Here is a 22,887-nt window from a genome sequence, read left to right on the forward strand (position 1 = left end):
TCTATAGGTTGATAGTCATCTCGATGGGATCGCTTGGTGATCACACACTTATCACCCAACTCACTTTTGTCGAGTAGACGACACTTGTTACCAAGTGCCGCCCCTCTAAGAACCGTACGTGCAACTTTCACTGCATACGGCTCAAGCCTCCACTAAGGCATCATTGATACCCAGCAACTTATAACGCAGTCGGGACAGGTTCTTTCCAAGAGTTGCGGGCTAGCCTTTTGGGTTTTCTCTTCGCCAAGTATTCTTGGTATTGAGGATCAAAAGGGGTCGCTGCATTCCTGATTTTTACGTGTCGCTCGATGGGTACTTTCGCTATTTGGAACAGATTGAAGTGACAGTCCATGGTCATAATTTTCTGCCAACCGTGAAATTGCCACTGGCCTTTACGATTAAGAAAATACTTATGAACAACCCAGTCTTTGGACTTGGTTGGATGACGTCTAACTGCCCAGTGCCATAGCGCTTGGAATAGTTTGTGGCCGACATACCCGAATACTTGTTTAGCAACACAGTGGCGATAGTAATTCGCCCATCCTCTGAGTTTCGGGTTTATCAACTTGATAAGATCGTTAACAGGGATGGTTGCGTGCTTTTTAATAAGTTCACGTAGGTTTCTCAAGAATAACAACGTGTTGGATTTGCTCGGTTTAATGAGCAATTTCCCTTTGTACTTCCTGTGATTGAAACCCAGAAAGTCAAAGCCATCATCAATATGAGTGACCTTTGTTTTCTCTTCGGAGAGGGTTAGCCCTCTTTTTGCCAGAAAGTCAGCAATCAACGGTTTGATATCGTTCACTAGCACTTCCTTTGAAGAGCAGGTGACCACGAAATCATCCGCATAACCGATAAAGTTGGCCCTAGCACCCTTTTTCAGGGCTGTAGATTTTATTTGTTGCTCTATTCCCGCGAGAGTCATTAGCATCAAGGTTGGAGATATTATTCCGCCTTGAGGTGTACCTTCTTCGGTATCGTAGAACAGCCCCTTATCTACATAGCCAGATTTTAACCATTGCTCTAACATTCGTTTATCTACAGTGATATTGTCCATCAGCCATTCATGCCCGATTTTGTCGAAGCAAGCTTTAATATCTCCCTCAAGAATCCATTTCGCTGATCGCTTTAGAGCCAAACATTTGAAGCACTGACTGACAGCGTCAGCCGTGCTGCGATTTGGCCTAAAACCATAGCTATTGAGGTCGGCAAATGTTTCGGACACAGGATCTAATGCTAGAAGGTGGAGGGCTTGTTGCACTCTATCAATCATGCATGGAATACCCAATGGCCTGAGCTTGCCGTTCTTTTTGGGAATGTAGATACGTTTGAGTGGTTTTGCAGAGTAAGCCTTGCGACTCAGTTGATTGACTGCTTTCATACGGCGTGCATCTGTGTTCCAGGTGACACCGTCTATTCCAGGCGTTTTACTGCCTTTATTCTGAGAGACTCGCTTAACCGCAAGAAGCTTGGCTGAGCGAGAATGAGTCAAGAGCCACTGTAAGGACTTCACCTTACCGTATTTCTTTTCTCTAGTTGCTTTTGCGATACGCATTTGAAGCTTCAATACGTGTGCTTCAACGGATTTCCAATCGATGGACTGCCATTGAGCGCCGTCAGAAGGTGCACTAATCTCTTTCGAGATCATCATTTGCTTTTCTCCTTGAATAAAGTTCTTCAAATTATCTCGCAATGGGAGACCAGTCGGAAGTGGGCTCACTTTCGTGATCAGACACAGGTCTGTATCTACATCATTACAATGCAGCTTTCGCTTTTTCCGACCTCCTATACCTGCATCACTATCGGCCACAAAGGCTTTCCCAAAGGGAGTGATTCAGGCTTACCCTGTTCCGTATGTTACGTAAAATGTCAGCTTAGATGCCCACTATAGTGCGGAGAGTACAGCGACCACGAAAAAGTACTGTCCAACCTCTTTCCAACTCTCATTGCCTTTTGGCCACAGCGTATTAACCACTTCCGCTGCTTCATCACATAACGCACCTTGAATGGATTCACATACGTTCATCATACTGACTACCTAGCACTTACCCGAATTGTGGTTTTCAGGAGGAACGTCCTCTCACGATTCTTTTCCCACTCGGCCAAACGGCCAAGTTTCGTTACATTGTCCGAGCCGCTGCTTTATTCAGGCTCGTAGGTTCATCTGGTGATACAGACGGTTCACTCATAAAGCGGTGAACAACGCTTCATACGACTTCAGGTCGCACGGACAAAAGAGAGTTAGAGAACGGACTTAAAAACTTAGCCTCTATATGAAATGTTCGATTCTTTTATTTCAATATGACCGTAAAGCTCAGGGGCTATTTCAGATTGATGCCGCAGCATATTTTCTATGGACTTACGAGTTAGATCTTTATCTTTCACTGGCCCAACGTGTATTGCTTTAATCGCTGTGGGGTCGAAATCCCAAGTGATGTAAGGGATTACAACATCATTCCTCGCCCGAAATTTTACTTGTTTAGATCGGTCTGTGCCTTCAACTGAGACTATCATTCGGTGTTCTTTTTCTTCCGAAAAGCCTTCATTTTTCATTCTTAAACTAGCAATTACCAACTCCATATAAGTTGTATGCTCAGCGAAAGTGTCAGCTCCTTGCATTTTATAAAGCTGAATTGATTGATCGCATGTGTTGATGCTGTTGTGAGCTATCTGGGATTTATCATCACTCGCATAAGCACATCTTATGTTATTGACTTTACTTGGATCAAATTCAATGCAGAACATTCCATAAGCTCGCCACTGGCTCAATAGATCGTCTTGCTCGCTAAAGCTTGCGATGTAATATGCAGGAATATCCCTATTCTTGATGTTATTGATGACATCACTAATATATTTTTTATTACCACTACTTAGAGGCTCTAAATCATCGGAAAGTAAAGTGGTCGATAGTATACTGGCACCATCATACATTTCTTCAGAGTCATTTAAGTACATGCTGTCAGTTAGCCACAGTTGTCGATGACTCAGAATTGAAATCAGAGCATTTAAGTCGGTGTAATGGTATAGAGATAAGTTTGACTCTAACTGATCTCTAGGACTCATGAATGATGTGTTCTTATCTTTTGGAACAACATTGTACTGTTCAATCTTGTATTTGTTAGTCATTGACACCCTTTACATCTAAGTCATAACACCTTGTTTATCATCATACTATAAACAATCACACATGGCTTAAACTGTATCGGCTTTAGCAAACTTTGGGGCAAAACCTTCTTAGCGATGATCGCGCGCTGGGAATCTTTTGGACAAAAACGTTTTAGATGTATTGCTCTAAACTGTTTCGATCATATTAGAAAAAGTATCTTGAAACCTTAAACATTTTTAAATTTAATTTTCGTTGCCCCTAGCCTGAAATGAATAATGAGGAAAATCTAACATTAAACCTCGACTAATAGAGTATTTTTCAAAGATGTACTGCTTCACAGCTTCTTCATCACTTCGGGGAATATCGCAGTCGGCAATCAAGATATTTTCCTTAGCTTCGAGCTCAAATAGGTCGAATACTCCGATTTTGCTAATAAACTTATCTAGAAAAGCAGATTTTTTGAACTTACTGTAATTTGGAGATTTGTCGTTAACAAGAAGGGTAACATTTCTATTCGTGATAAGGAAAACACCATCTATGACATCTTTGTGCTTAAAAAACTCGCTATGGTATGCATAGTAGCAACTCAATGCTTCGCTAGATTGAGAGTCAAAGTCAATTATGTGCTTTCTACCATATAGCGTTGAGATAACTTGCTCAGCTTGAGTACCTTGAGCAACACCATTCGCAATAATAAAAAGTAAGCAGAAATCACTTTTTGTATTTTCTTTCTGCGCTTTCAATTGCTTTATTCCGTGTCCAATAACACCTGAAATTCGGTTACGATAGCCTGTACTCCCGACGTGCTCAAAAACACCACCTTCTTCTAATTCTTTTTGTTGGCGTTGATGTAGTGTATCGTCGTCCGACTTTTCCTTTAACTCAATCAACACGACTTCTTCTTGAACTATCAGAAAATCAGGCGTCTTTTCATCAGACTCATCAATTTTCCTAGCTTCCACAGAAAATTTTTTAAAATATTCAATGACTTCACTTTCCAAATTTTTCACTGTCGCCCCCATGAAATATAACGCTTGCCATAAAACGCCAGTAACGCATTACGACAACTTGTAAATTACCACCGTAAACACTGATGCCAATTCATACCAAGAATACCGAGCGTTGATGGTCGTTTTGATGGTTTTGTTAGGTATTGCTTTTTTTGAACTCTATATTTCTTTCGCTATCTTTATTTAAAGAAAACACATATAAGCTCTCTCCATGCACATAACCTAAACAATCTAAGTTAAAATTACTTAATCCTCCAAGTAACGATGTTTTCGCTTGGTCTACTGCTTCAGATTTATATTGACCTCGGAAGCTTGCACCAGTAATTAGACCTGTAATAGTAAACTTGGTCTTTGAAGACAATCCAACCTGCGACTCCCAAGATATACTTACTTTATCTTTACCAGTAACAATTGTTTTTTCTTCGTCCCCTATACTCCAAGTACCATTAAATTCACTAGAGTTACCTAGATAATATTTGTCTGTGTACTTTCTAAATTTCCCTTGCTTTTTAAAAGCCTTATTCTGTATTTCTAACCACTTTTTATTTTCTTCTTTTCGAACTGAAGATATTCGAGACAACAGGCTATAAACATTTTCGTGAATTTCTTTGCATTCAAGTGCTTTGCTTGCCATTCGCTCTGCCTCATCGACAAAGCCAGCATGTAGTAAGGCATACCCTTTATTTGCAATTGCTAATGTATCCTCTAACTCTATCGCTTTTCCGTAGTTTTCAATTGCTATAGTATTTAACTCAGATTCCTTTGCCTGAACACCTAAATTATTCCATGCAGTGGCGTTTTTGGGGTTGACGCCAGTAAGCAATACATAGTTGCTAATAGCTAACTCGCCTATACCTGCTTCACTAGCGTTGTAAGCGGAACTAAAAATTTCATCAAGATTTTCAGGATCATTTTCAACCGATTTATCTCTACAATACGCTCCCATCGCTTTGTTCCCCAGTTCTTCCTCTACGAGAGCTAATGCAGAAAAAATTAAGGCTTTGTATTTACTTTGCTTTAGAGTCTTTAATTTATTGATGAGAATATTTTTCGCCTCATCCAAATCACCATTTGCACGATAGGCAAATGCCAAATCCTTAGCTACCTTAGTATCAATTTCTTGAGACTGGAATCTAGAAGACTCATTACGCCAAAGATCTATATCTTTAGAAAATTGCTTACTATCATTCAAACAATATGAAAGCCAAGTAAGCGCGTTATATCTAAGCTCTTCATTCGGAGATTCGTCCAAGTGCTTCTCTAGTAAAGCTATAGCACTTCTATCATTTGCATTGTGAAACATTAGATATAAATATAAGCTCTTATCGGAATACAGCTTGCTCTGGTCAGTAGCCTCTAACTCATACGCTTTAAAAACCTTCCTGCTTTTTTCTATGTCACCTTCTTCAAGAGCTTCATTTACCGCAGAAAACCAACTTTTAGCTTCTTTTTCATTTACCACTAGCTCTAATTCTTGCGCCTTCGGTTCACTTACCGAGGAATCTTGTTGTGGTTCCATTGGCTCTATTTTCATTGGTGGTACAGCATTAAGACCAAGCTTAGATTCACCATTTGAAATATTTAATGCAGTTAATCTTTTAAATAAATCAGATAACGCATCTCGAAAGACAACGATAAATACTATAAACGTTAGCCACCCAATGTTATTCGATATGAAATCAACAGTAATCTGTAGCCAGTCCAAATTTATTCCAACCTCATTATTCATAAAAATTATTACCTACAATGAAATGTCTAACGCTAAGCTAACGGACTAGAAACGCTACCGCCAAAGCTGAACAGCCCTCCTTAATCCCCAAAGCTAAAATTGGCACCAAAATCACCACGCGTTTATAGTCCCACTTGAAGCGTTTGTTAGCTTTCATTGTGATGAACTATAAACCTAGCTCTTTCGTAAAGTTCATCGAAAGTGATTATCTCTGGATTTATGGTATTTTTCCGAAACAACTCAAATGACCTCAGCTGATCTTTATTTACACCGTGCTCTCCAGAAAACTCCTCTAGACTACCTATTACAAGAAATGATTTAGGTTGATAGTTATATATTTCTTCACCAGTAGGGTTGCCGTATGCATCATCTAAGCTTATTTTAGTCGAAAGGCTATCAACGGCTGAAGCAACCGTACCTTGAACTTGAGCAACAGCTCCTGCTAGCTCTTTTGAAGGAGCCCAGCACCCTGCTCGATAAGGCTTAGTATCCAACAGTTTTGTGGTATGAATTTTAATTTCAACGAAGCAGAGATTTGAAATGATACCTTTGGTTTTCATCAAAGCGTCTACTCGTTTACCATGATTGACAACACTATGACCTTGAACCACTTGCTCAAGCTTTTTATCATCTAAGCCTGAGAGAAATAGATAACCTAACCCATACCCAAATATCCATTCATTTTTTTCAAAATATTTTTGCCACAACCCTTCATCTTTGGTTTTCTTCTGTGCTTTCAGTTTGGAAAAATACTGCTCGTCATTTAATAAGCGTCTAAACACATCAATCTGTTTTTTACGATACCCTACAGATACTATATCCTTCGTTGTAATTTCAGAACGCAATACTTCCGTGAATAGTTCATGGTTATCCTGTAACAAGGTTTTTGCCTGCGAATCAGATAATGTGATTCGACTTAATTCTTCGTCTGTAATATTTACTGAGCCACGATGTGTAAAATTAATAGCTTGAATATTTCTAATGAATTCGACTAGTTTGCCGATTTCATCACCTACAAATGAGAAACTTGCATTGTGAGGCTTATCTGTCGCAACACTATAGCCCTGAATATTTAGAACAAAAATGCCTTTCGTATCTTCGAAAAATTTTGCAGTAATATATGACTTGGCATCGGTTTTATGGCGAATTACCGTTTCACCTTTAATCGTGCCAAATGCATAGGTATCTGGGGATTCAATCACTTTTGAAGCAATTCTGATTTTTCTATCACCGATAAACTGATTAAGGCTAGGACTGATATATGTCTTACCTTCAACTGGGTTCTCATAATTATCCATATGCTACCTAATCCTCCTAATGTTAAAGAAAGCTAACGCCCTGTTAAGGTGAGAGCAACGCAATACCGATGCCGCCGCAGACCACCTTAAACACTAAATTCAACGCATAGTAAAAATGCCACGCGTTGCTAATCACTCTTAAACAGTTTGTCAGTTTTATTTTTTATGATAAATCCGCTCCACATAGTTTTCTATGCGGTGATCTTCAAGTTTACCCTTTGTAATGAAGAGCTTGAAATTCTTTATATATGATTTGAAAGAACCATCTGAAAAGTCAACATACTTAAAAGCCTGTGCATCTAGGTTAAAATTGATTTTACAGTCATCAAAGCCAAAACGCTTTGGAGGTACTGAAGGAACAATATCGTTGCTGACAAAAACGTGATATGGACTTGGAAAGTGTTCAATTGCGGCTTCATTACCCCATCTAGGCATACCAAATGTATAGCAAGACACGATATTTAACAGTCCTTTTCGATGATATAGATAATCATCGTAGAAGTAGTGAAAACCATCTATGCGAAGTGCATATGTTAACGCAGCTAAAGCCCCTCCAAGAGAGTGACCTGTAATATAAATTTTTTTATCCTGCCAGCCCCTTTCTCTGATCTCTGCCACCAAAGTATCCATGAATGAGTCAACTTCAAAGTAGAAACCTTTATGCAACTTAACTTTTGATTCATCACGTACATATCGTGATGGTGTGATTTTGCGGAATTTTAAGTTTTTCCGCCAATCTTTAAAACTCTCGGTACCTCTCATTGATATGAAGACGACATCTTGATATTGAATAGCTACCGTAACAGAACCAGCCCTTTCAATTATTATTGGATTTTCAGTACCCAACTCAGAAAGAAGCAACTTAAACATAGAAGTTCGTTTTTCACGGTAAGCAGTTCCAAATGCGTCAGATGGAATAAGGTTTACATGCTCAGTATTTTCAAGCTCAAAATCCGTTAAATGACAGTATGCTAAATTTGACATTACGCCACAAACAAAAGCTTTTTCATAAGAAAAAGTGCCTTTATCCCAATCTTTGATATTAGAAAAACTGCTTTTTAAGTGTTGTACACTTTCTGAAATTTCCATTTGACTCCAATATAAAACTAACGCTCTATAGACGGAATTTTTCCGCTTTTGCCTTCTATTTATAGTGAAGCTATTGATTATGAAATTCAATTACTATCCAGCTATAGTGTGAGTCGTGGGTTCGACGTAACAGAAACTACGGGAAAACTTCCGTATAACACCCAGTAGCTGGATTAGAAAAATTTGGCCTGCATTGAAGACTTTTAATCATAGACTTTGATGACTCTGAGAAGGAATGGGGCATAAATAAGCTAGCCAAGTATGATTAAGGGATAATCAGCACTGAGTAGTGCTACTGAGTGAACATGTCTGCCTGAAACTCTGCTTTCTTGTTATGCAGGCCACGGTCTTCCAGCCAAGAGTAGAAACGACTTCGAGATACTTGTGCCCCTTTGTCACCAAGCTTCCTTAAAATTTCTGCCTTTGACTTGTCAGAATCAAGCATATTCAAAATGAACGCAGTATGCTCATCAAGCTTGGATCTAACCTTCTGTCCCTTCTGGCGGCCAGATGATAGTCCTTTGGCCTTACGTTTAGCATGACCTGCCTTGGCTCGATCAGAGCGCTTCTGGGCCTCGACGGCACTGGCAAAGGACTGCCCAATAACAGTAAAAATGATTTCTGCATTATCAACGTTTTCTGAGTTAATGATGGTGTCACTGTATGCCAAATGCAGTTCACCGTAGGAGGCTATCTGGCCTATAGCGCCGACCAACTCCATCACCTTATGGCGACCCAGCCGAGTGATATCCGATACGATGATGTTTTGTTGCGAGGTGATGAGGGAATATAACTTCCGCTCACTCAGTTCTGTCTTGGTGGCAGACACATGCTCTTCGATCCAATCTGATATTTGGATACCATGTTTAGCGGCGTAAGCCTTGATAGCTTCTCTTTGAGATTCACCATCGGCTCTCTGTGAATCTGATACTCGAATGTAACCAATCATGCCTGCCCCCAAGTTGAAGAGTTAATAGTTCATGGACGGTTATTTGCTGTTTAGGTAGTCCAATACAACTTCATGGTGATCTTTGGTTTTGAACTTGTTGAATACATGCTCAAGGTTGCCAGACTCATCAATCAGGAAGCTTGTTCTTACAACGCCCATGTTTTCACGACCCATGAACTTCTTGAGCTGCCAAACACCGTATTTCTCACATACTTCATGTTCTTCATCGGCTAGTAGAGTGAAGTTCAGCCCTTGCTTGTTGATAAAGTTGGTCAGCTTTTTCGGGGTGTCTGGGCTTAAACCAAGCACAACAACGTTGTGGGCATCTAGCTCAGCTTTAGTGTCACGTAATCCTTGAGCCTGAACGGTACAGCCAGGAGTTGAAGCGCGTGGATAGAAGTAGAGTAGCACCTTCTTTCCTTGAAGCTCTGAGAGCGTAACTGGGTTATTGTCTTGGTCATTCAGAGTGAAATCTGGTGCAGTTTGTCCGACTTCGATTGCCATTGGTTTTGTCCTTACTTTCTCAATTAATGGTATTTGCGTAGCGTTTTTCACTACGTCCTTTTTAGAGCATTTTTATTACGTTAGAGCGTACACTTTTATCGATAATTCAGTATCCTGTCTAGTGATTACTCCAAACAGGACGGTTTTTAAATAGGGGTGCTCACTACTTCGGCTTTCTAAATTGGTGTGCAACTACATTATCTAGGCGAGTCGAGACTATTTTATCCATAGCTTTTTCTCGCAGACTCTCATGCAGCATATCCATAAGCTCTTGAACTACTTTCACATGAATAGCTGCTTGAGTAGCCAATGCCTCTTTATGGCTTTGAGCCTCATCGTAATACTCTTTTTTCTTCTTGTTGGCTTGAGTCCGCTCACCTTTGAGTGCCTTTATTTCCTTTTGAAGCACTTCAATAGGGGAGTCTGTATTCTCATCTTGAGCAACTTGTACTTCTAATGATTTGTTTTTTATCATCAGAACGACATCGCTGTGTCTTCTTAGTGCGCCAGCAGAAAGCCCTGCTTCTTTTTCAACGCTACTGTTGTTGATTTTGAGTTTGCCTTTACGTGCCTTATTACGCAGCTCTCTCGATGTTAGTTTTGATACATCGCCGCTCAGCAGCCTTTCTAATGCGTCAATTAGTTTCTTTTTTGTTGCCTGTGACATTATGAAACCACTCCAAATGGGATGAGTAAATCCGCAACTTCATTAGGGAAAACAACAGGTTCATAGTCGATACCTAAATCACTCATAATACGTTCAGCCGCTTGAATCTTAGCGTAAGATTGAGCGGCAGTTTGTGGGGTGAGTTCATTATTTTCAATATCGTAAAGCATGTGAATTTCAGCTTCTTTACGCATCGCCTCAGCGAATACGGCATCCACGATGTAGTCATTCTTGCAATCTACACATTCAAGTAGGTTAACAAGCGTTCTTAATCCACAAGTGGTTGAAGTGCAATATATTCCAGGCGCAACCGCATGAAGGTGTCGTTTTTTATCTCGAAGTTGCTTTTCCCAGAAATTAAGAGAAAGCATGTCATTATCCACTTTATCTTTGAATAAGTTACGGTCTGTTTTGGTCATGCTTTTAGCAAACTCTTTGCCTTTACCGCCTGCAACTCTTTCCTTGTTTGCCAGTTTCTCATAGATACTCAAATAGACACGAGCTTTTTGGTTGATTCGCTCGTTATCAATTTCGTTCGCAAGTGTCTTTTTCTTTTGCCTGATTTTTTGAAATTTACTGGCATTTTTAGCGTAATGCCGTGTCATTGCCATAGACACATGACTGAACTGTTGTTTGAGTTGCGGGAAGTGACATAGCTCAAAGCCTATCAAGTAGTAAGCAAAGGAGCGGCGAAGTTGGTGTGGTGTAAATTCGTAATTCTTACCCACTTCAAAAGATAAGTTAGGGTCGGATACTTTTAGGTCAATTAAATCTGCATTGGTGAGCGTAAGCTCTTCACCCATTACATCTTTAAACCAGTCTGGAGATTGTCTTCCTATTTGGTTTTTAGATATTTCACTAAAGTCCTCTTTTGTTTTATGAAAGAAGGATTGTGAGCTAGGATGTATTTTTCTAAGTGGTGTATGCATCGCTTGAAGGACTTCATAAGCTTTCATGCCAATTTCGGTAGTGACAAACTCATCTTGAATTGATTGAGAGCCTTTTGCTGTCTTTGAAAGGTTTGCATGGATAACGTATATAGTTTGGCGGTCAATGATATCCTCTGTACAGCCCTGAGCGGTATTCAGGTTATACATTTCATCGCCTCTCATTCCTGTTCTTGCCATTAAGCCCCATATACAGCCACCGTTGAGCTTTTTGAAAAGTGCTCGCGCCTCTTTTAAGTTGGTGATTGTCCACTGCCCAATCGTTAGTTTTCGCTCTGTGTGGAACCTATCTAAATACTCGTTCTGTATCTTTGGATTATGAAGCTCTAGGAGAGCCAGTGCCTCTTGTTCATTTGGTGCGTTAAGTGCGGTGAAGGCTTGCTTGAAAGCGATAGTGCGCTTTTTATTATTTATATTCTTTTCTAAATACCATGTAATATCCCCGTTCTTTTTTCTAGCCTCACCACTGACAAGATACTTAGCATAACCATCATAGGCTTTGTCTACATACGAGGTGATGTAATCTGCCAGTTGCTCTAGCTCGTGACGCACAGCATAAGCCTGATTAATTAGTTCTTCCGATTTTTGAAGCCCCATATAGTAGAGCCTTTGTGGAATGACGGTATATTGTTTAGCTTCTTTAATAGTTAAACCAAAATCTGAGGCGCTAAGCTTTTTGTTTAAATTAACCTCAAAGGGTAAACCTTTGGCATCTTTGTAAAGGCGATTTAACCCGTTGTAAATTCTAGATCTTTTGAAGTTGATATCGGTAAAGCCCGTTAGCACCCAAGTTTCGAGTAGTTCAAAGTTAAGCGCTGATAGCGTGTTAAACCCTTCATTTAAAAGCGGCTTGATGACTTTTTTTAGATCAGTTAGCGCCGTATAAAGAGTGGCAAAGGAGTGGTTATGAGGTGAAAGCCACATCATTTTAAGGATGAGAGTTATAAGCTCAAATTTTAGGTTGCGCTCAATTACTTTACCATCGTTGGTAAAATCGAGGGTTTGGTACCTCTCTGGTTGCGGCTCAAAATGAGGTTGCAAGTTCTTCCAAGCCTCATTATTACCAATTTTACCTAATGATTCACCTGTCACCGTAAAGCCTATATCAAGCGCTTCGAGTTCATCCCAATCCCCGCTTTCTATCGCTGGCTTTAATACATCCATTAAGTAATTTGTATGAGCGCCAACGCTTTGTTGCGCTTTAAGAAGCTTGTTTTGGTGTTCTGGGTCAGAGAGTTTTATCATGTGAGCCTCCGCAATTACATCAATAGAATGGCATGGTCGATGGACACCCTTGGATGACGACCTTGGGTATTGAATTTTTTCATGGCTTCATCGAATACATCGTCACTTGCTCCATCTAGCGTATACTCATACGCTTCGATTCTTTCTAGAGCATCCCCTTTCGAGTCAGGAAACATATCAAGACCTTCCTTAAAAACATCGATGGTTGAAATAAGCTTATAAATAGCGTCAACGTCATCCACCGCTTTGGCAGATTGGCACTTGTGGCACATATCAAACTCGGCGCAAGGTAAATCCACACCTAGCGCGTAGTTCGTTTCTCGCTGTGTGTTCTTACCATCAATCATGACTTGCTTCCCATCACAAGCAATTCCATTGGGGTTAGTTTTACGCTTTTTCTCACCTTCCTCGTATGTCAGTATCGGAATGCCGCGCTTTTCAGTCACAGTAGCTTTTGCTTGCTCCAAGTCATTATCAAAGAGGTTTTCAATGACTTCGATACCTTGAGAGAGAATCACTTTATTAAGTGATGGAAGCCCGTTTGCGTAACTTCTCTCTATTGTGTCTCGTTTGTTTTGGAGCAGGCTCTGAACGGCTTGAATACCGCCCTCCGCATAGGCTTGATTGCTGCTCATTTCTCGCCAGCGACTTGATTGAAGGGAGATATAGTAATGGTTGGATTCAATAGACCAAGTATTCATGAGATTTCCCGAAATGGGGCTAATACCTTCCCAATAAAAAGGAGCGCCCCTCGAAGAGGTTCTTGTTAAAAGCATTCGTTCGTACCTCTTAGGCTGCCTGTCTGCTTTTTCTTTCGCAAATTGCTCAATATCTTTAATAAGCGTTAAATCAGAAGCGGGAACTTTGAAATACCCAACTTCGCCACTTCTATAGTTAAAAGAAACGGTAACATTGCCATCGCTATCAATTTCGGAGTAGGTAAGTGGTAGTAAAATCCCTTTAAGTGGCAAGTCGGTGTAACAAGACAAAATGCAGTAGGCACTGTTGGTCGCCATTTTCCCAGCCACAGCTTTGGAAGTTGGTTCTACCTCTCTAAGCACAACCGTGCGACCTAAATGACTCACGGTCTTTTTTAGCGTGATGGTTTGTTGGTTTCGGTAGGCGTAAAACAACTCTTTAAACCAAGGCAGGTTGCCCGCTCGATAGGGCGATAGCAGGTGCAGTTGGTTAAAGAGCTTCTTATTCACCTCTCTTAAATTAAAGGCATCAGTGACCTCTGCGTTATCGTTGAGAGTAAAAAGTAACTCAGAGCCATCCTCACCACTGCCGTAGAGCTTGGATAACCGCTCTAGCAGCTTTATAAACTTCACGCCATCGCGCTTATCAACGTCAAACGACTCACCCACCAAAAGGGCATCGACTTCGCTGCTTGAACGTGCCTTATAGCTTGAGACCTTGACTACTTGTAAGCTCTTATCTCGCTCTGATGTTTTAACATCAATGGGGTGGGCAATTTGACGAATGTTGCTGTCATTCAGTGAGGTGAAAAAACACATTAAATGATAGGCAGCGCCCATCGCAAGGTTAAAAGCTGAGGCTGGATTAACAGCAGTGCCATTTTTTTTGGGCACTCCTTTTCTCACTTCTAATGAAGTCGGAATTTGAAGTGTTTCCTCATTCAAGCCAAGGCTAATGATAAGAGGTAGGGTGTCGGGTAAAGGTGTGCTGCTTTCTTTCGCAGCAATGAGCTGAGGCGCAAGGGTGAAAAATAATGCTTCTAATCGTTCTACTAGAAGCTTTTCTTCTTCATCAGAGTACCCCTTAAAGGGTGCCCTTTCCCCTCCAAACCCTCGGTGATTATTAGCCCAATCGGAAACAGATAAACCGCACCATTCAAGTGCAGTGCGAAGTGATGAAAGTATTCCAGATGCGCTTGATTCTTTAATACCTAACTCATCACCATCATTGTATTCCCACAGGCGTTTTGAAGGGGTAAATGTCTTGATGCGATGCCTTAACTCTCCATCGTTGCCAGCATATTTCAAATAGCCATTTTCGGTGAATGGGGCAGCATTTATCGCATCACAAAAAGAAAGGTAAGCGCGTAAGGTCTCGAAGTGCCTTGTGACGGATTTTGCTGACTTACCATTCTTGACATATTGTTGAGCTTTTTTGCAAAAAGACCTGATAAATACGGTTCGACTGTCTATTTTTTTGTTTTCTTTGTTACACCCTAAATGTAATAGGTGAGAAACATCGAACTGCTCTACTTTTGTTGATTTAGAGTGCTTATAAGGAATCTCAAGGTTCAAAGGAACAACGTTTTGGTTGTTTCGCACACGCTTGACGGATTTGGACTGTTTTGCGATTTTACTTTTCGCCATTACGACCAACCTCCGTTTATTTTGAGGTTTTTAGCCTTAGCTGTGCTGATTTGGTCGTCCAGTTTATTCATGTACTGAATGTACTTTTCAGTGGTCGATGTACTGACATGCCCCATCAATTCTGCTAACTCACCCATAAGGTAGTCATAACTAACACTTCGCTCTTTTGATTCCTCCCAAAGCCAGTGGGTCGCAAAGGTAGAACGTAAATCATGAATTCGGTAATACCAAGAGGAATCCACTTCGCGAATCTGCTTTCTAAGGTTTGAAAAGTGCGTTTCTAAGGTATTGGCTGAGTAAGGCACACCTTTGTTTGAAAGAAATAGGTACTCAACGGTGTCTATTGCGCTGCCTGCCTGAATAAGCTCATTGCGCTTGTTTAGGTTTTTAAGTTGCGTATGACTTTCTTTGTGTATCTCTAGCTCTTCGTACAGCTCTATGGGAATTTCTACGGTACGCGCCTTACTGCCTTTAGTGTGAGTAATATTGACAGGTACAGTTTCTAAATCACCGAAGTCAGCGTTACCGATATTGTGAGCGGGGAAGTGAATGGCTTCATCAATTCTAAGTCCTGCTTCAACACATAGGCGAAAGATGAGCTTTGTCGTCTTTGGGAGTGACACTACATGTTCATTAAATAAAAACTTGTGTTCAGGGTGCATCGGCTTGAGTTTTTTATGAGCAGGCGTATTTTGTTTTTTAGGAAACATCTTCATGATATTGGACGTTTCATAGGTACGTTGAGAGCCAGATTTTGTATGAGCCAGCATATCGTGCTGGTTTAACTCCTGATGGACTGTTTCTGTGGTGTAGTGGGTAACGATATTGTCATCGTTCTTTTTGATGTAGCCGTATTTCTGCATCCACTTATAGAAACCAATTACTACGCCCATATAGGTGCGTGCGGTAGATAAACTAAAAGCCTCGCTGCCACTAGAACCCTCAATATCATTGCAGTTCGCAAGCAGGAACTCAGCAAATCGCCAAGGAGCGCCTTCCTCTTCGTACTTTGATAGTGTTTTATACGTTAGATATTCGCATGGTATTTCATGACCATCTTCATCAACTTGAGAGTAGTGAGTCGAATCTAAATACCGAGTGAAAGCCAGCAAACCTTTTGCAATTGAACCTGTGTCTTTTACCGCCGCTTCACCACGCAATTTAGATACTAGGTAAAGAGATTGTGGATAAACCACTCTACCGTCAGGGGCAACGATGATATCGGTTTTCTTTATGCGTGATTCTAGATTGGAAGGAGAGAGGTCGGGAGAGTATGTCACTTCTCCTGATTCAGTATCAGTATTTGTAAAGACTTTAAGCTTTGCCAATGTATCGACTTCGATAGAAAGAAGTCGGTAGTCATCATAAACATCAGAACATTTTTCTTTGTACGTTTCTATCACAAAACAATCCTCGATATGCTACCCACACATCAAAGATAGATTTGTCATAAAAATATATCAAGGTTTTTGTCATTCTTTTTTTCTAAGGGTAAATCTCTTCTCGCCCCAAACGCCAAACTGTTCAGCAACGCTGTGGTCTTCATCAGATAGCAGTGTGAAGTTTAGAGATTTCTTCTCGACGAAATTTGGTAGGCGTTTTACTGGATCAACACTCACACCTAGAACAACCACATTTAGGTCATCAAGTTGTGCTTTGATATCACGCAGGCCTTCAGCTTGCACAATACAACCTGGAGTCATTGCTTTTGGGTAAAAATAGAACAGGACTTTTTTACCTTTGAAGTCACCAAGAGATACGATATTGCCATCTTGATCAGGAAGAGAAAAAGCAGGTGCTGGAACACCAGCCGTTAGCGTATTCATGATATTTCCTTTTTAAAAACTGTTTTTGATAAAGTTGAGCGAGCCTTGTACGGATAGGCTCTGACACAGCGCGTCAAATTCTTCTTGTAGCTGCATCAAATTACATTCTGATTGCACAGAAGCGGTAATAGAGATATGGAATTGGTCGTTATCGAGCTGAACTTTAGATTTATTGATGGTTCGCGCACTTAACGAATCGAGGCCGATGTTTCGGTCTGCGAAGAACTGGGTAAACTGCTCGGTAAGGCCGATTTTATCGTCTGACTCAACGAACACCTCTACGGTGTAAGAGTTCTCAATAACATCATGAGTTGAGGTTCGCTTCATAATCGTAATCAAGTCGTGCTCTTGTCCAAGCAAGGGCAGGGTGGTTTCAACGCGGGTGATGTTGTTTGCCTTTCCAGACAGCAGCATGATAAGCGTAAATTCTTCGCCAAATAGAGCGATACGGCTATCAATAATGTTACAGCCTGATTGGGTGACTAAATGAACCACTTGGTTGCATACACCTGGGCGATCTGTGCCCACAGCTGTGATTACTAGATGTTGAGTCATAAAATCACGTCTCTTTATATTCCATTGATTCATGCATGTTAGCACAGTTAGCTTGTGGAATAAGCGTGCGTACGGGGCTTTTTATGAGGTACCTTGCTTCTAACATACAACCAATGATAAGAATATTGAGAGCGTTAAAAAATGAGATTGAGCGGTGAGAGCACAGCTTACTTGTTACTGACATCCAGTGCTGTGCTATCCGCTAGATTGAGCGCAGGTTATCCAAATTCTCGGTAGAACGCCTTTAGAAGTCGTTTTACCTCAAACATACGACAATATTTAATGCAGATGTTGCCGGTAAGCCACTTTAATGTCTTGTGTTTATTGATTGGCTTACAGTAACATGCAAAAAGAATAAATTAAGGGAGATAGACATGTTTTCAGGAAGTATCGTTGCGCTAGTTACGCCATTTAATACAGATGGTGAAGTGGATTTCGACAGCCTTAAAAAGTTAGTTGAGCACCATGTTGCTGCAGGTAGTGATGGTCTGGTTGCGGTTGGCACAACAGGTGAGTCTTCAACACTCACTATTGAAGAGCATGTCAAAGTCGTCAATAAGATCGTTGAATTTGCTGATGGTCGTATTCCCGTTATCGCTGGTACAGGTGCAAATGCAACTCACGAATCTGTTCTATTCAGCCGTTTGCTGAATGGTTCTGGTATTGCTGGTTGCCTGAGCGTAACGCCTTACTACAACAAACCGACTCAAGAAGGTTTGTACCAACACTACAAAGCGATTGCTGAAGTCAGTGACGTTCCACAAATCCTATACAATGTACCGGGTCGTACTGCTGTAGACTTGTTACCTGAAACGGTTGCTCGCCTTGCTGAGATCGAAAACATCGTTGCACTTAAAGATGCGACGGGTGATCTCGACAGAATTGCAATTCACCGTGAACTTTGTGGCGAAGATTTTATCTTACTAAGTGGTGATGACTTAACAGGTCTAGAATTTGTTAAGCGTGGTGGCGATGGCGTGATCTCTGTAACAAACAATGTTGCAGCCGCTGATATGGCAACCATGTTCAAGTTAGCGAAAGAAGGCAAGTTTGAAGAAGCAGAAGCGATCAATGAGCGTTTGATGCCTCTACATAAGAATTTGTTCGTTGAGTCCAACCCTATTCCCGTAAAATGGGCGGTTCATAAAATGGGTCTGATTGCTGAAGGTGGCTTACGTCTACCGTTGACTGAATTGTCAAAGCCAGCTCAACCCGTTGTTGCTCAAGCAATGACTGAAGCGTGTATTTACTAAAAATGTATGAAGTGATGCCGAAGTGAACCTTCGGCATTTAGGAGTATAAATGAAGTATTCTCACCAGCTAGTGATTGGATCACTGGCTGTTTTCGTTCTTACAGCATGTTCTGGCAGCCCGACTCAACGTCGCCAAGCCAAAGATGATTTCGAATACTTAGAAACACCTGAGTTTTCACAATGGCAGCTGCCTGAAGATGCTCAACCTCAGTTCTATCCCAATTTTGACATCCCAAACGGTGAGTTCAGTGGTGGTACTGGCCGTGAAGTGGATATTCGTCCGCCGCAACAGGTTCTTGAGCTGATCCCAGGAGCTCGATCTGAACGTCAGAATGGTGAAGTGACACTATGGCTTCTTCGTGCTGAAGAAGCAGACCGCGTGTGGCAAACGGCTGTAGATATGCTGGCACAACGTGGCATTGGTATTCGTGAACAGTCAGAAAACGATATTGAGACCGATTGGGTTACTTGGGTTTCTGAAGATGAAGAAGTAGAGATCGGCAGTCGCTACTCTATCTCTCGTTTCCAAGCGAACAACCGCCATGGCTTCAAGATCAACCTTATCGATTGGCGTGAAGGCTCTGAAGAGAAGCCGGTATCGGCAACCAATAAGGAGCGTTACAACGCGTTCTTAACGAACCTCGTGATGGCTAAGTACGATGAAAACCTTCGTGCTGAAGCGGCGTTGAAAGCACAAGAGTTGGTTAAACGCATTCCAATCTCAATGGGTGCTGACCGCAGTGGCTTCCCTGTGATCATTGCTCGTACTCCATACAATGTATTGTGGCAGCGTTTGCCTACCTTGCTACCGACGATGGGCTTTGAGCTTGAAGAGCGTAACCAGTCTCAAGGTACTGTAAAAGCTAAGTATGCTGCACCAGATGATGAATTCTGGGAAACAATTGGCCTACAACCCATTGATTTGGCTCCAGGTACTTACACCTTCTTGTTTGGTGATCTTGGTAACCGTACGTCAATTAACGTAACGGATGCATCAGGTAAACCAGTAGAAGAAGCATTACTTAAGTCTATGGTACCGGTATTAGCACATGTTGCTGACCAAACCAAAGATGACAAAGAAGCTGATGTAAGTAAGTAAACTGAGTGAGCATAGCTGAAAAACCACAGAGTTAGTCATATCAGCCCTGTGGTTAGCTAAAGCCAATAAAAAAGAGGACACATTGTGTCCTCTTTTTTGTATTCGTTGATTAGTCGTCAGCGGATTATTAGCAAATTAGATTGGCTCCTTAGAGCTACAAAATTAAGCGTCTTTGTTGTCCGTAGACTCATCTTTTTGAGCTTTCTCTTGGTTCTGTTTATCCAATTGATTGAGCTTGTCTAAGTCTTTCTCTGTTTTGTTACGACCAGTCAGATCCATATTGGCGGTCTGTTTGAGCGCAGCAATATTACCCACCACAACGCTAACCACGATGATGATGATAACCCAAGGGTTTGTAAGCCACTCCAACATAAGCGCTCCTAATGACTGATATTCGCCACGAAGCGCGCATAGATCTCGTCTAGCTGCTCCATAATAATCTCATACCCTAATATTGGCTTAGATTGGAGTTGCTTGCCAAGTAAAGAGGGAGATAACTGTGATAAACACAACTCCGATACTTTTCGATGGCTGATATGCCAAGGTTCTATCGCCACACCGCCGAGGTCTTGACTGTACGGAAAGAAGAACCCAAATTGAGATGCATTAGCATAAAGCCATTGGTAAAACGCTTGCTGGTGGCCAGTAAGGTATTCCCATGGTTCCAGTTGCAGCTGTGTGCCTTCAGGCAAGTGATTACGAGCAAAGACATCAAAGTCACAACCCCAATGGTGACGACTCGCCCCAGGCAGTGCAGACCACCTCAGTATCGCTGACAACTTTTGCTGTTCACTGAGTCTTGAAGCATCAAGTGGTTGGCTTTCTGAGTCTAATATTGGTGCTTCACCAGAAAACTTACGGTTCCAAATCAGAGATTGCCTTTCATAGTCGCGAAAGCCACTGGCAATCTCCATTTTAAAGCCAGCGAGTTGAGCAGCTCCAATCAAACTGTTTAGGTCATCTTTGACATCACTGTGAACCAAGAATGTCTTGGTGCCAATCAGGTTAGGTTCCAGATGAGAATCTGATTGCCCGGTAAGCTGCTCTGGTGTCATAACGCGTCTCTCAATAATTAGATGCTATCAATCGCTGATGAAAAAACTATTTAGCGAACAGGTTCACTAATGTTCTCTCATACATGTCGGTTAGCTTCTCTAAGTCAGCCACTTTCACGCATTCGTTAACCTTGTGAATGGTGGCATTAACCGGACCTAATTCTACGACTTGCCCTTTCATGCGCGCAATAAAGCGTCCGTCAGATGTACCACCTGTAGTCAGTAGTGCTGGTTTTACGTCATTAACGTGGCCAACGGCATCAACAATAGCATCAAGCAGTGAGCCTGCGTCTGTTAAGAACGGGTCGCCATTGAATGTCCATTTCAAATCGTATTCGAAATCGTATTTGTCGAGTGTATTTGTGATTCTCTCAACGATGATGTCGTTGTTTAACTCTGTGCTAAAACGAAGGTTAAACTGAACATTAAACTCACCAGGAATCACGTTTGATGCGCCCGTGCCCGCACTTACATTTGGGATCTGGAAGCTGGTTGGTGGGAAGTAGTCATTACCTTTATCCCACTCGGTAGTAGCCAGTTCATTGATCGCAAGCAGAGAGCTGTGTACCGGGTTGTTCGCTAGGTGAGGGTACGCAACATGACCTTGCGTGCCTTTAACTGTTAGGTCACCAGTGATAGAACCACGACGGCCGTTTTTCACGACATCACCGACGTACTCAGTACTTGATGGTTCACCCACAATACACATGTCGATGTTCTCGCCACGAGCCATCAGTGCTTCAACAACACGTACCGTACCGTTGATGAAAGGACCTTCTTCATCTGACGTGATAAGGAAACCGATTGAGCCGCTGTGGTCCGGGTGTTTAGCAATGAACTGCTCGACAGCAACAATCATTGAAGCCAAAGAACCTTTCATGTCTGCCGCGCCGCGACCGTGCAGGAAACCATCTACGATAGTCGGTTCGAATGGTTTAGTGTTCCATTGCTCAATTGGGCCTGCAGGTACAACATCAGTGTGGCCAGCAAAGGCAAATAGAGGCGCCTCTGTACCACGGCGAGCCCAAAAGTTCGTCGTATCTTCAAATACCATCACTTCGATTTCGAATCCGAGTGCTTTTAAGCGTTCAATCATTAAATCTTGGCAGCCTGCATCTTCAGGGGTTACTGATTGGCGGCTAATGAGGTCTTTTGCCAGAGCCAAAGTTGGGCTATCTGTCATCCTTGAATTCCTTGTTTAAATAAAACGTCTAGTCATTAATTTTTAGGACGCTGATTCCGAGAACAACGTCCAGTTGTCTGTCTATGTAAATAATACGCTCTAAGCAAAAATAGCGGCGTATTGGTCGGCTTTAAATCCGATATGAAGCTTGCCGTCTACTTTTAGTATCGGTCGCTTAATCATTGCTGGTTGCTCAACAAGCAGAGTTACGGCTTTGTCTTCCGTTAATGTATCTTTCTGTTCTTGTGAAAGTTGGCGATAAGTCGTACCACGTTTGTTCAATACAAGTTCCCAGCCAAGTTCTGAACAGAAGGTCGTAACCAACTCTTCAGTGATGCCTTGTTTGCGATAATCGTGAAATTCGAACTTGATCCCTTCAGCTTCGAGCCATTTCTTTGCTTTTTTAATGGTGTCGCAGTTCGGAATGCCAAACATAGTGATAGTCATTGTTCTTCCTTTGGGTGATTTTATTTCGTTGTTATGAGTTGAATCCTATCAGGAAGCTGCAATTCAGACAAAATAGAGTGAGGAATATTTCATAGAGTGAAAAAAAACAGTAAGAAAATGTCACTATTGGAGACTTATTGATCAACCTCAACATGTTGTCAGCGAAAAAAGAAATAATTGAGTTGCACATATATAGGAGGTGTCAATGGAGTTGAGTCCTGTTTTTGCAAGGCGGCTATATTTAGCATTGTTAGTGGAAAGCCTTGATAGGCCAAATGTGCCTAAACTCATCGAAAAAACGGGTTGGCCTCGTCGTACTATTCAAGATGTACTCAAGGCGTTACCGGGGATCGGTATCGAACTTATGTTTGTTCAAGATGGGCGACGTCATAATGATGGCTATTACCAGTTATCCGACTGGGGTCCATTTGACAGTCAATGGGTTATCCAACGTAAAGGCGATATAGCAATAAGCCTTGGATTTAGTGCATAAGCCAGCGAAAGCTGGCTTTCTTTTTTGCAGTAGAAGTAGAAGTAGAAATCGAAATAGAAGAGGTAGCCTCTCGCTCATTTGAGTGCT

21 protein-coding genes and 1 pseudogene are annotated in these 22,887 nt (G+C 41.6%); 3 read left to right on the forward strand and 19 right to left on the reverse strand.

The genetic code is table 11. The annotated features are described in order from the left end of the window. Nucleotides 1-178: 178 nt before the first annotated feature. The 15 genes and pseudogenes from ltrA to AC3CHU_RS03985 all read right to left on the reverse strand — a co-directional run bounded on the left by ltrA (nt 179) and on the right by AC3CHU_RS03985 (nt 17,270). Nucleotides 179-1,651 carry a group II intron reverse transcriptase/maturase gene (gene ltrA / locus AC3CHU_RS03915; protein ID WP_488525098.1) on the reverse strand — a complete coding sequence of 491 codons (1,473 nt, stop codon included), beginning with the start codon at nt 1,649-1,651 and terminating at the stop codon, nt 179-181. Nucleotides 1,652-1,885: 234 nt separating this feature from the next. Beyond that, on the reverse strand, nt 1,886-2,029 hold the full coding sequence (locus tag AC3CHU_RS03920; protein ID WP_170962378.1) for a hypothetical protein: 144 nt from the start codon (nt 2,027-2,029) through the stop codon (nt 1,886-1,888). Nucleotides 2,030-2,262: 233 nt separating this feature from the next. Continuing rightward, on the reverse strand, nt 2,263-3,126 hold the full coding sequence (locus tag AC3CHU_RS03925; protein ID WP_488525099.1) for a DUF2971 domain-containing protein: 864 nt from the start codon (nt 3,124-3,126) through the stop codon (nt 2,263-2,265). Between the two features lie 222 nt (nt 3,127-3,348). After that, entirely contained in the window at nt 3,349-4,116 is a 768-nt protein-coding gene (locus AC3CHU_RS03930) for a hypothetical protein (protein WP_488525100.1), read from the reverse strand. A gap of 136 nt (nt 4,117-4,252) precedes the next feature. Next, a complete protein-coding gene (locus AC3CHU_RS03935) occupies nt 4,253-5,845 on the reverse strand; it encodes a tetratricopeptide repeat protein (protein WP_488525101.1) in 1,593 nt (530 codons plus the stop codon). A gap of 146 nt (nt 5,846-5,991) precedes the next feature. Beyond that, nucleotides 5,992-7,143 carry a Shedu immune nuclease family protein gene (locus tag AC3CHU_RS03940; protein WP_488525102.1) on the reverse strand — a complete coding sequence of 384 codons (1,152 nt, stop codon included), beginning with the start codon at nt 7,141-7,143 and terminating at the stop codon, nt 5,992-5,994. 156 nt (nt 7,144-7,299) lie between these two features. Further along, nucleotides 7,300-8,232 (reverse strand): lipase family protein, encoded by a 933-nt coding sequence (locus AC3CHU_RS03945; RefSeq protein ID WP_488525103.1) that lies wholly within the window; start codon nt 8,230-8,232, stop codon nt 7,300-7,302. A 292-nt stretch (nt 8,233-8,524) separates the two neighbouring features. Further along, on the reverse strand, nt 8,525-9,181 hold the full coding sequence (locus AC3CHU_RS03950; protein WP_488525104.1) for a recombinase family protein: 657 nt from the start codon (nt 9,179-9,181) through the stop codon (nt 8,525-8,527). A 39-nt stretch (nt 9,182-9,220) separates the two neighbouring features. Then, a complete protein-coding gene (bcp, locus tag AC3CHU_RS03955; protein WP_488525105.1) occupies nt 9,221-9,685 on the reverse strand; it encodes a thioredoxin-dependent thiol peroxidase in 465 nt (154 codons plus the stop codon). A 163-nt stretch (nt 9,686-9,848) separates the two neighbouring features. Next, nucleotides 9,849-10,352, reverse strand: a complete 504-nt coding sequence (locus AC3CHU_RS03960) for a bacterioferritin comigratory protein (RefSeq protein WP_488525106.1) — start codon at nt 10,350-10,352, stop codon at nt 9,849-9,851. Then, nucleotides 10,352-12,544 carry a site-specific integrase gene (locus AC3CHU_RS03965; protein ID WP_488525107.1) on the reverse strand — a complete coding sequence of 731 codons (2,193 nt, stop codon included), beginning with the start codon at nt 12,542-12,544 and terminating at the stop codon, nt 10,352-10,354. Before AC3CHU_RS03965 ends, AC3CHU_RS03960 begins: the two co-directional genes overlap by 1 nt. Before the next feature lie 14 nt (nt 12,545-12,558). After that, complete coding sequence (locus AC3CHU_RS03970; protein ID WP_488525108.1) at nt 12,559-14,889, reverse strand: hypothetical protein; 2,331 nt, start codon at nt 14,887-14,889, stop codon at nt 12,559-12,561. Beyond that, entirely contained in the window at nt 14,889-16,292 is a 1,404-nt protein-coding gene (locus tag AC3CHU_RS03975) for a tyrosine-type recombinase/integrase (RefSeq protein WP_488525109.1), read from the reverse strand. Before AC3CHU_RS03975 ends, AC3CHU_RS03970 begins: the two co-directional genes overlap by 1 nt. A 90-nt stretch (nt 16,293-16,382) precedes the next feature. Further along, nucleotides 16,383-16,715: pseudogene (gene bcp / locus AC3CHU_RS03980) on the reverse strand (thioredoxin-dependent thiol peroxidase); the annotation flags it as partial. Nucleotides 16,716-16,727: 12 nt separating this feature from the next. Then, entirely contained in the window at nt 16,728-17,270 is a 543-nt protein-coding gene (locus AC3CHU_RS03985) for a glycine cleavage system transcriptional repressor (protein WP_017079431.1), read from the reverse strand. A 374-nt stretch (nt 17,271-17,644) separates the two neighbouring features. On the opposite strand from AC3CHU_RS03985, the gene dapA reads away from it, so the two are divergent. Beyond that, complete coding sequence (gene dapA, locus AC3CHU_RS03990) at nt 17,645-18,523, forward strand: 4-hydroxy-tetrahydrodipicolinate synthase (protein ID WP_004734279.1); 879 nt, start codon at nt 17,645-17,647, stop codon at nt 18,521-18,523. A gap of 49 nt (nt 18,524-18,572) precedes the next feature. Continuing rightward, nucleotides 18,573-19,622 carry an outer membrane protein assembly factor BamC gene (bamC, locus tag AC3CHU_RS03995; RefSeq protein ID WP_488525110.1) on the forward strand — a complete coding sequence of 350 codons (1,050 nt, stop codon included), beginning with the start codon at nt 18,573-18,575 and terminating at the stop codon, nt 19,620-19,622. 162 nt (nt 19,623-19,784) lie between these two features. On the opposite strand, the gene AC3CHU_RS04000 is transcribed toward bamC, so the two are convergent. The 4 genes from AC3CHU_RS04000 to AC3CHU_RS04015 all read right to left on the reverse strand — a co-directional run bounded on the left by AC3CHU_RS04000 (nt 19,785) and on the right by AC3CHU_RS04015 (nt 22,307). After that, a complete protein-coding gene (locus tag AC3CHU_RS04000) occupies nt 19,785-19,994 on the reverse strand; it encodes a DUF2897 family protein (RefSeq protein WP_004734277.1) in 210 nt (69 codons plus the stop codon). Nucleotides 19,995-20,002: 8 nt separating this feature from the next. Further along, the gene (locus tag AC3CHU_RS04005; protein WP_488525111.1) at nt 20,003-20,677 is read right to left on the reverse strand and encodes a M15 family metallopeptidase; all 675 of its coding nucleotides are present in this window, start codon (nt 20,675-20,677) and stop codon (nt 20,003-20,005) included. Between the two features lie 46 nt (nt 20,678-20,723). Beyond that, the gene (gene dapE / locus AC3CHU_RS04010) at nt 20,724-21,860 is read right to left on the reverse strand and encodes a succinyl-diaminopimelate desuccinylase (protein ID WP_132969908.1); all 1,137 of its coding nucleotides are present in this window, start codon (nt 21,858-21,860) and stop codon (nt 20,724-20,726) included. A 99-nt stretch (nt 21,861-21,959) separates the two neighbouring features. Beyond that, on the reverse strand, nt 21,960-22,307 hold the full coding sequence (locus AC3CHU_RS04015; RefSeq protein ID WP_017079437.1) for an ArsC family reductase: 348 nt from the start codon (nt 22,305-22,307) through the stop codon (nt 21,960-21,962). 205 nt (nt 22,308-22,512) lie between these two features. Here AC3CHU_RS04015 and AC3CHU_RS04020 point away from each other — a divergent pair, with 205 nt between their 5' ends. Then, on the forward strand, nt 22,513-22,800 hold the full coding sequence (locus AC3CHU_RS04020) for a winged helix-turn-helix domain-containing protein (RefSeq protein WP_029224613.1): 288 nt from the start codon (nt 22,513-22,515) through the stop codon (nt 22,798-22,800). The last annotated feature ends 87 nt before the right edge of the window (nt 22,801-22,887 follow it).

The organism is Vibrio sp. QJM3NY_39, assembly GCF_057785895.1.

Bases quoted from the DNA above. Each gene is read 5' to 3' on its own strand.
- ltrA (WP_488525098.1), bottom strand. From the start codon at position 1,651: ATGATGATCTCGAAAGAGATTAGTGCACCTTCTGACGGCGCTCAATGG.
- AC3CHU_RS03920 (WP_170962378.1), bottom strand. From the start codon at position 2,029: ATGATGAACGTATGTGAATCCATTCAAGGTGCGTTATGTGATGAAGCA.
- AC3CHU_RS03925 (WP_488525099.1), bottom strand. From the start codon at position 3,126: ATGACTAACAAATACAAGATTGAACAGTACAATGTTGTTCCAAAAGAT.
- AC3CHU_RS03935 (WP_488525101.1), bottom strand. From the start codon at position 5,845: ATGAATAATGAGGTTGGAATAAATTTGGACTGGCTACAGATTACTGTT.
- AC3CHU_RS03940 (WP_488525102.1), bottom strand. From the start codon at position 7,143: ATGGATAATTATGAGAACCCAGTTGAAGGTAAGACATATATCAGTCCT.
- AC3CHU_RS03945 (WP_488525103.1), bottom strand. From the start codon at position 8,232: ATGGAAATTTCAGAAAGTGTACAACACTTAAAAAGCAGTTTTTCTAAT.
- AC3CHU_RS03950 (WP_488525104.1), bottom strand. From the start codon at position 9,181: ATGATTGGTTACATTCGAGTATCAGATTCACAGAGAGCCGATGGTGAA.
- bcp (WP_488525105.1), bottom strand. From the start codon at position 9,685: ATGGCAATCGAAGTCGGACAAACTGCACCAGATTTCACTCTGAATGAC.
- AC3CHU_RS03960 (WP_488525106.1), bottom strand. From the start codon at position 10,352: ATGTCACAGGCAACAAAAAAGAAACTAATTGACGCATTAGAAAGGCTG.
- AC3CHU_RS03965 (WP_488525107.1), bottom strand. From the start codon at position 12,544: ATGATAAAACTCTCTGACCCAGAACACCAAAACAAGCTTCTTAAAGCG.
- AC3CHU_RS03970 (WP_488525108.1), bottom strand. From the start codon at position 14,889: ATGGCGAAAAGTAAAATCGCAAAACAGTCCAAATCCGTCAAGCGTGTG.
- AC3CHU_RS03985 (WP_017079431.1), bottom strand. From the start codon at position 17,270: ATGACTCAACATCTAGTAATCACAGCTGTGGGCACAGATCGCCCAGGT.
- dapA (WP_004734279.1), top strand. From the start codon at position 17,645: ATGTTTTCAGGAAGTATCGTTGCGCTAGTTACGCCATTTAATACAGAT.
- bamC (WP_488525110.1), top strand. From the start codon at position 18,573: ATGAAGTATTCTCACCAGCTAGTGATTGGATCACTGGCTGTTTTCGTT.
- AC3CHU_RS04000 (WP_004734277.1), bottom strand. From the start codon at position 19,994: ATGTTGGAGTGGCTTACAAACCCTTGGGTTATCATCATCATCGTGGTT.
- AC3CHU_RS04005 (WP_488525111.1), bottom strand. From the start codon at position 20,677: ATGACACCAGAGCAGCTTACCGGGCAATCAGATTCTCATCTGGAACCT.
- dapE (WP_132969908.1), bottom strand. From the start codon at position 21,860: ATGACAGATAGCCCAACTTTGGCTCTGGCAAAAGACCTCATTAGCCGC.
- AC3CHU_RS04015 (WP_017079437.1), bottom strand. From the start codon at position 22,307: ATGACTATCACTATGTTTGGCATTCCGAACTGCGACACCATTAAAAAA.
- AC3CHU_RS04020 (WP_029224613.1), top strand. From the start codon at position 22,513: ATGGAGTTGAGTCCTGTTTTTGCAAGGCGGCTATATTTAGCATTGTTA.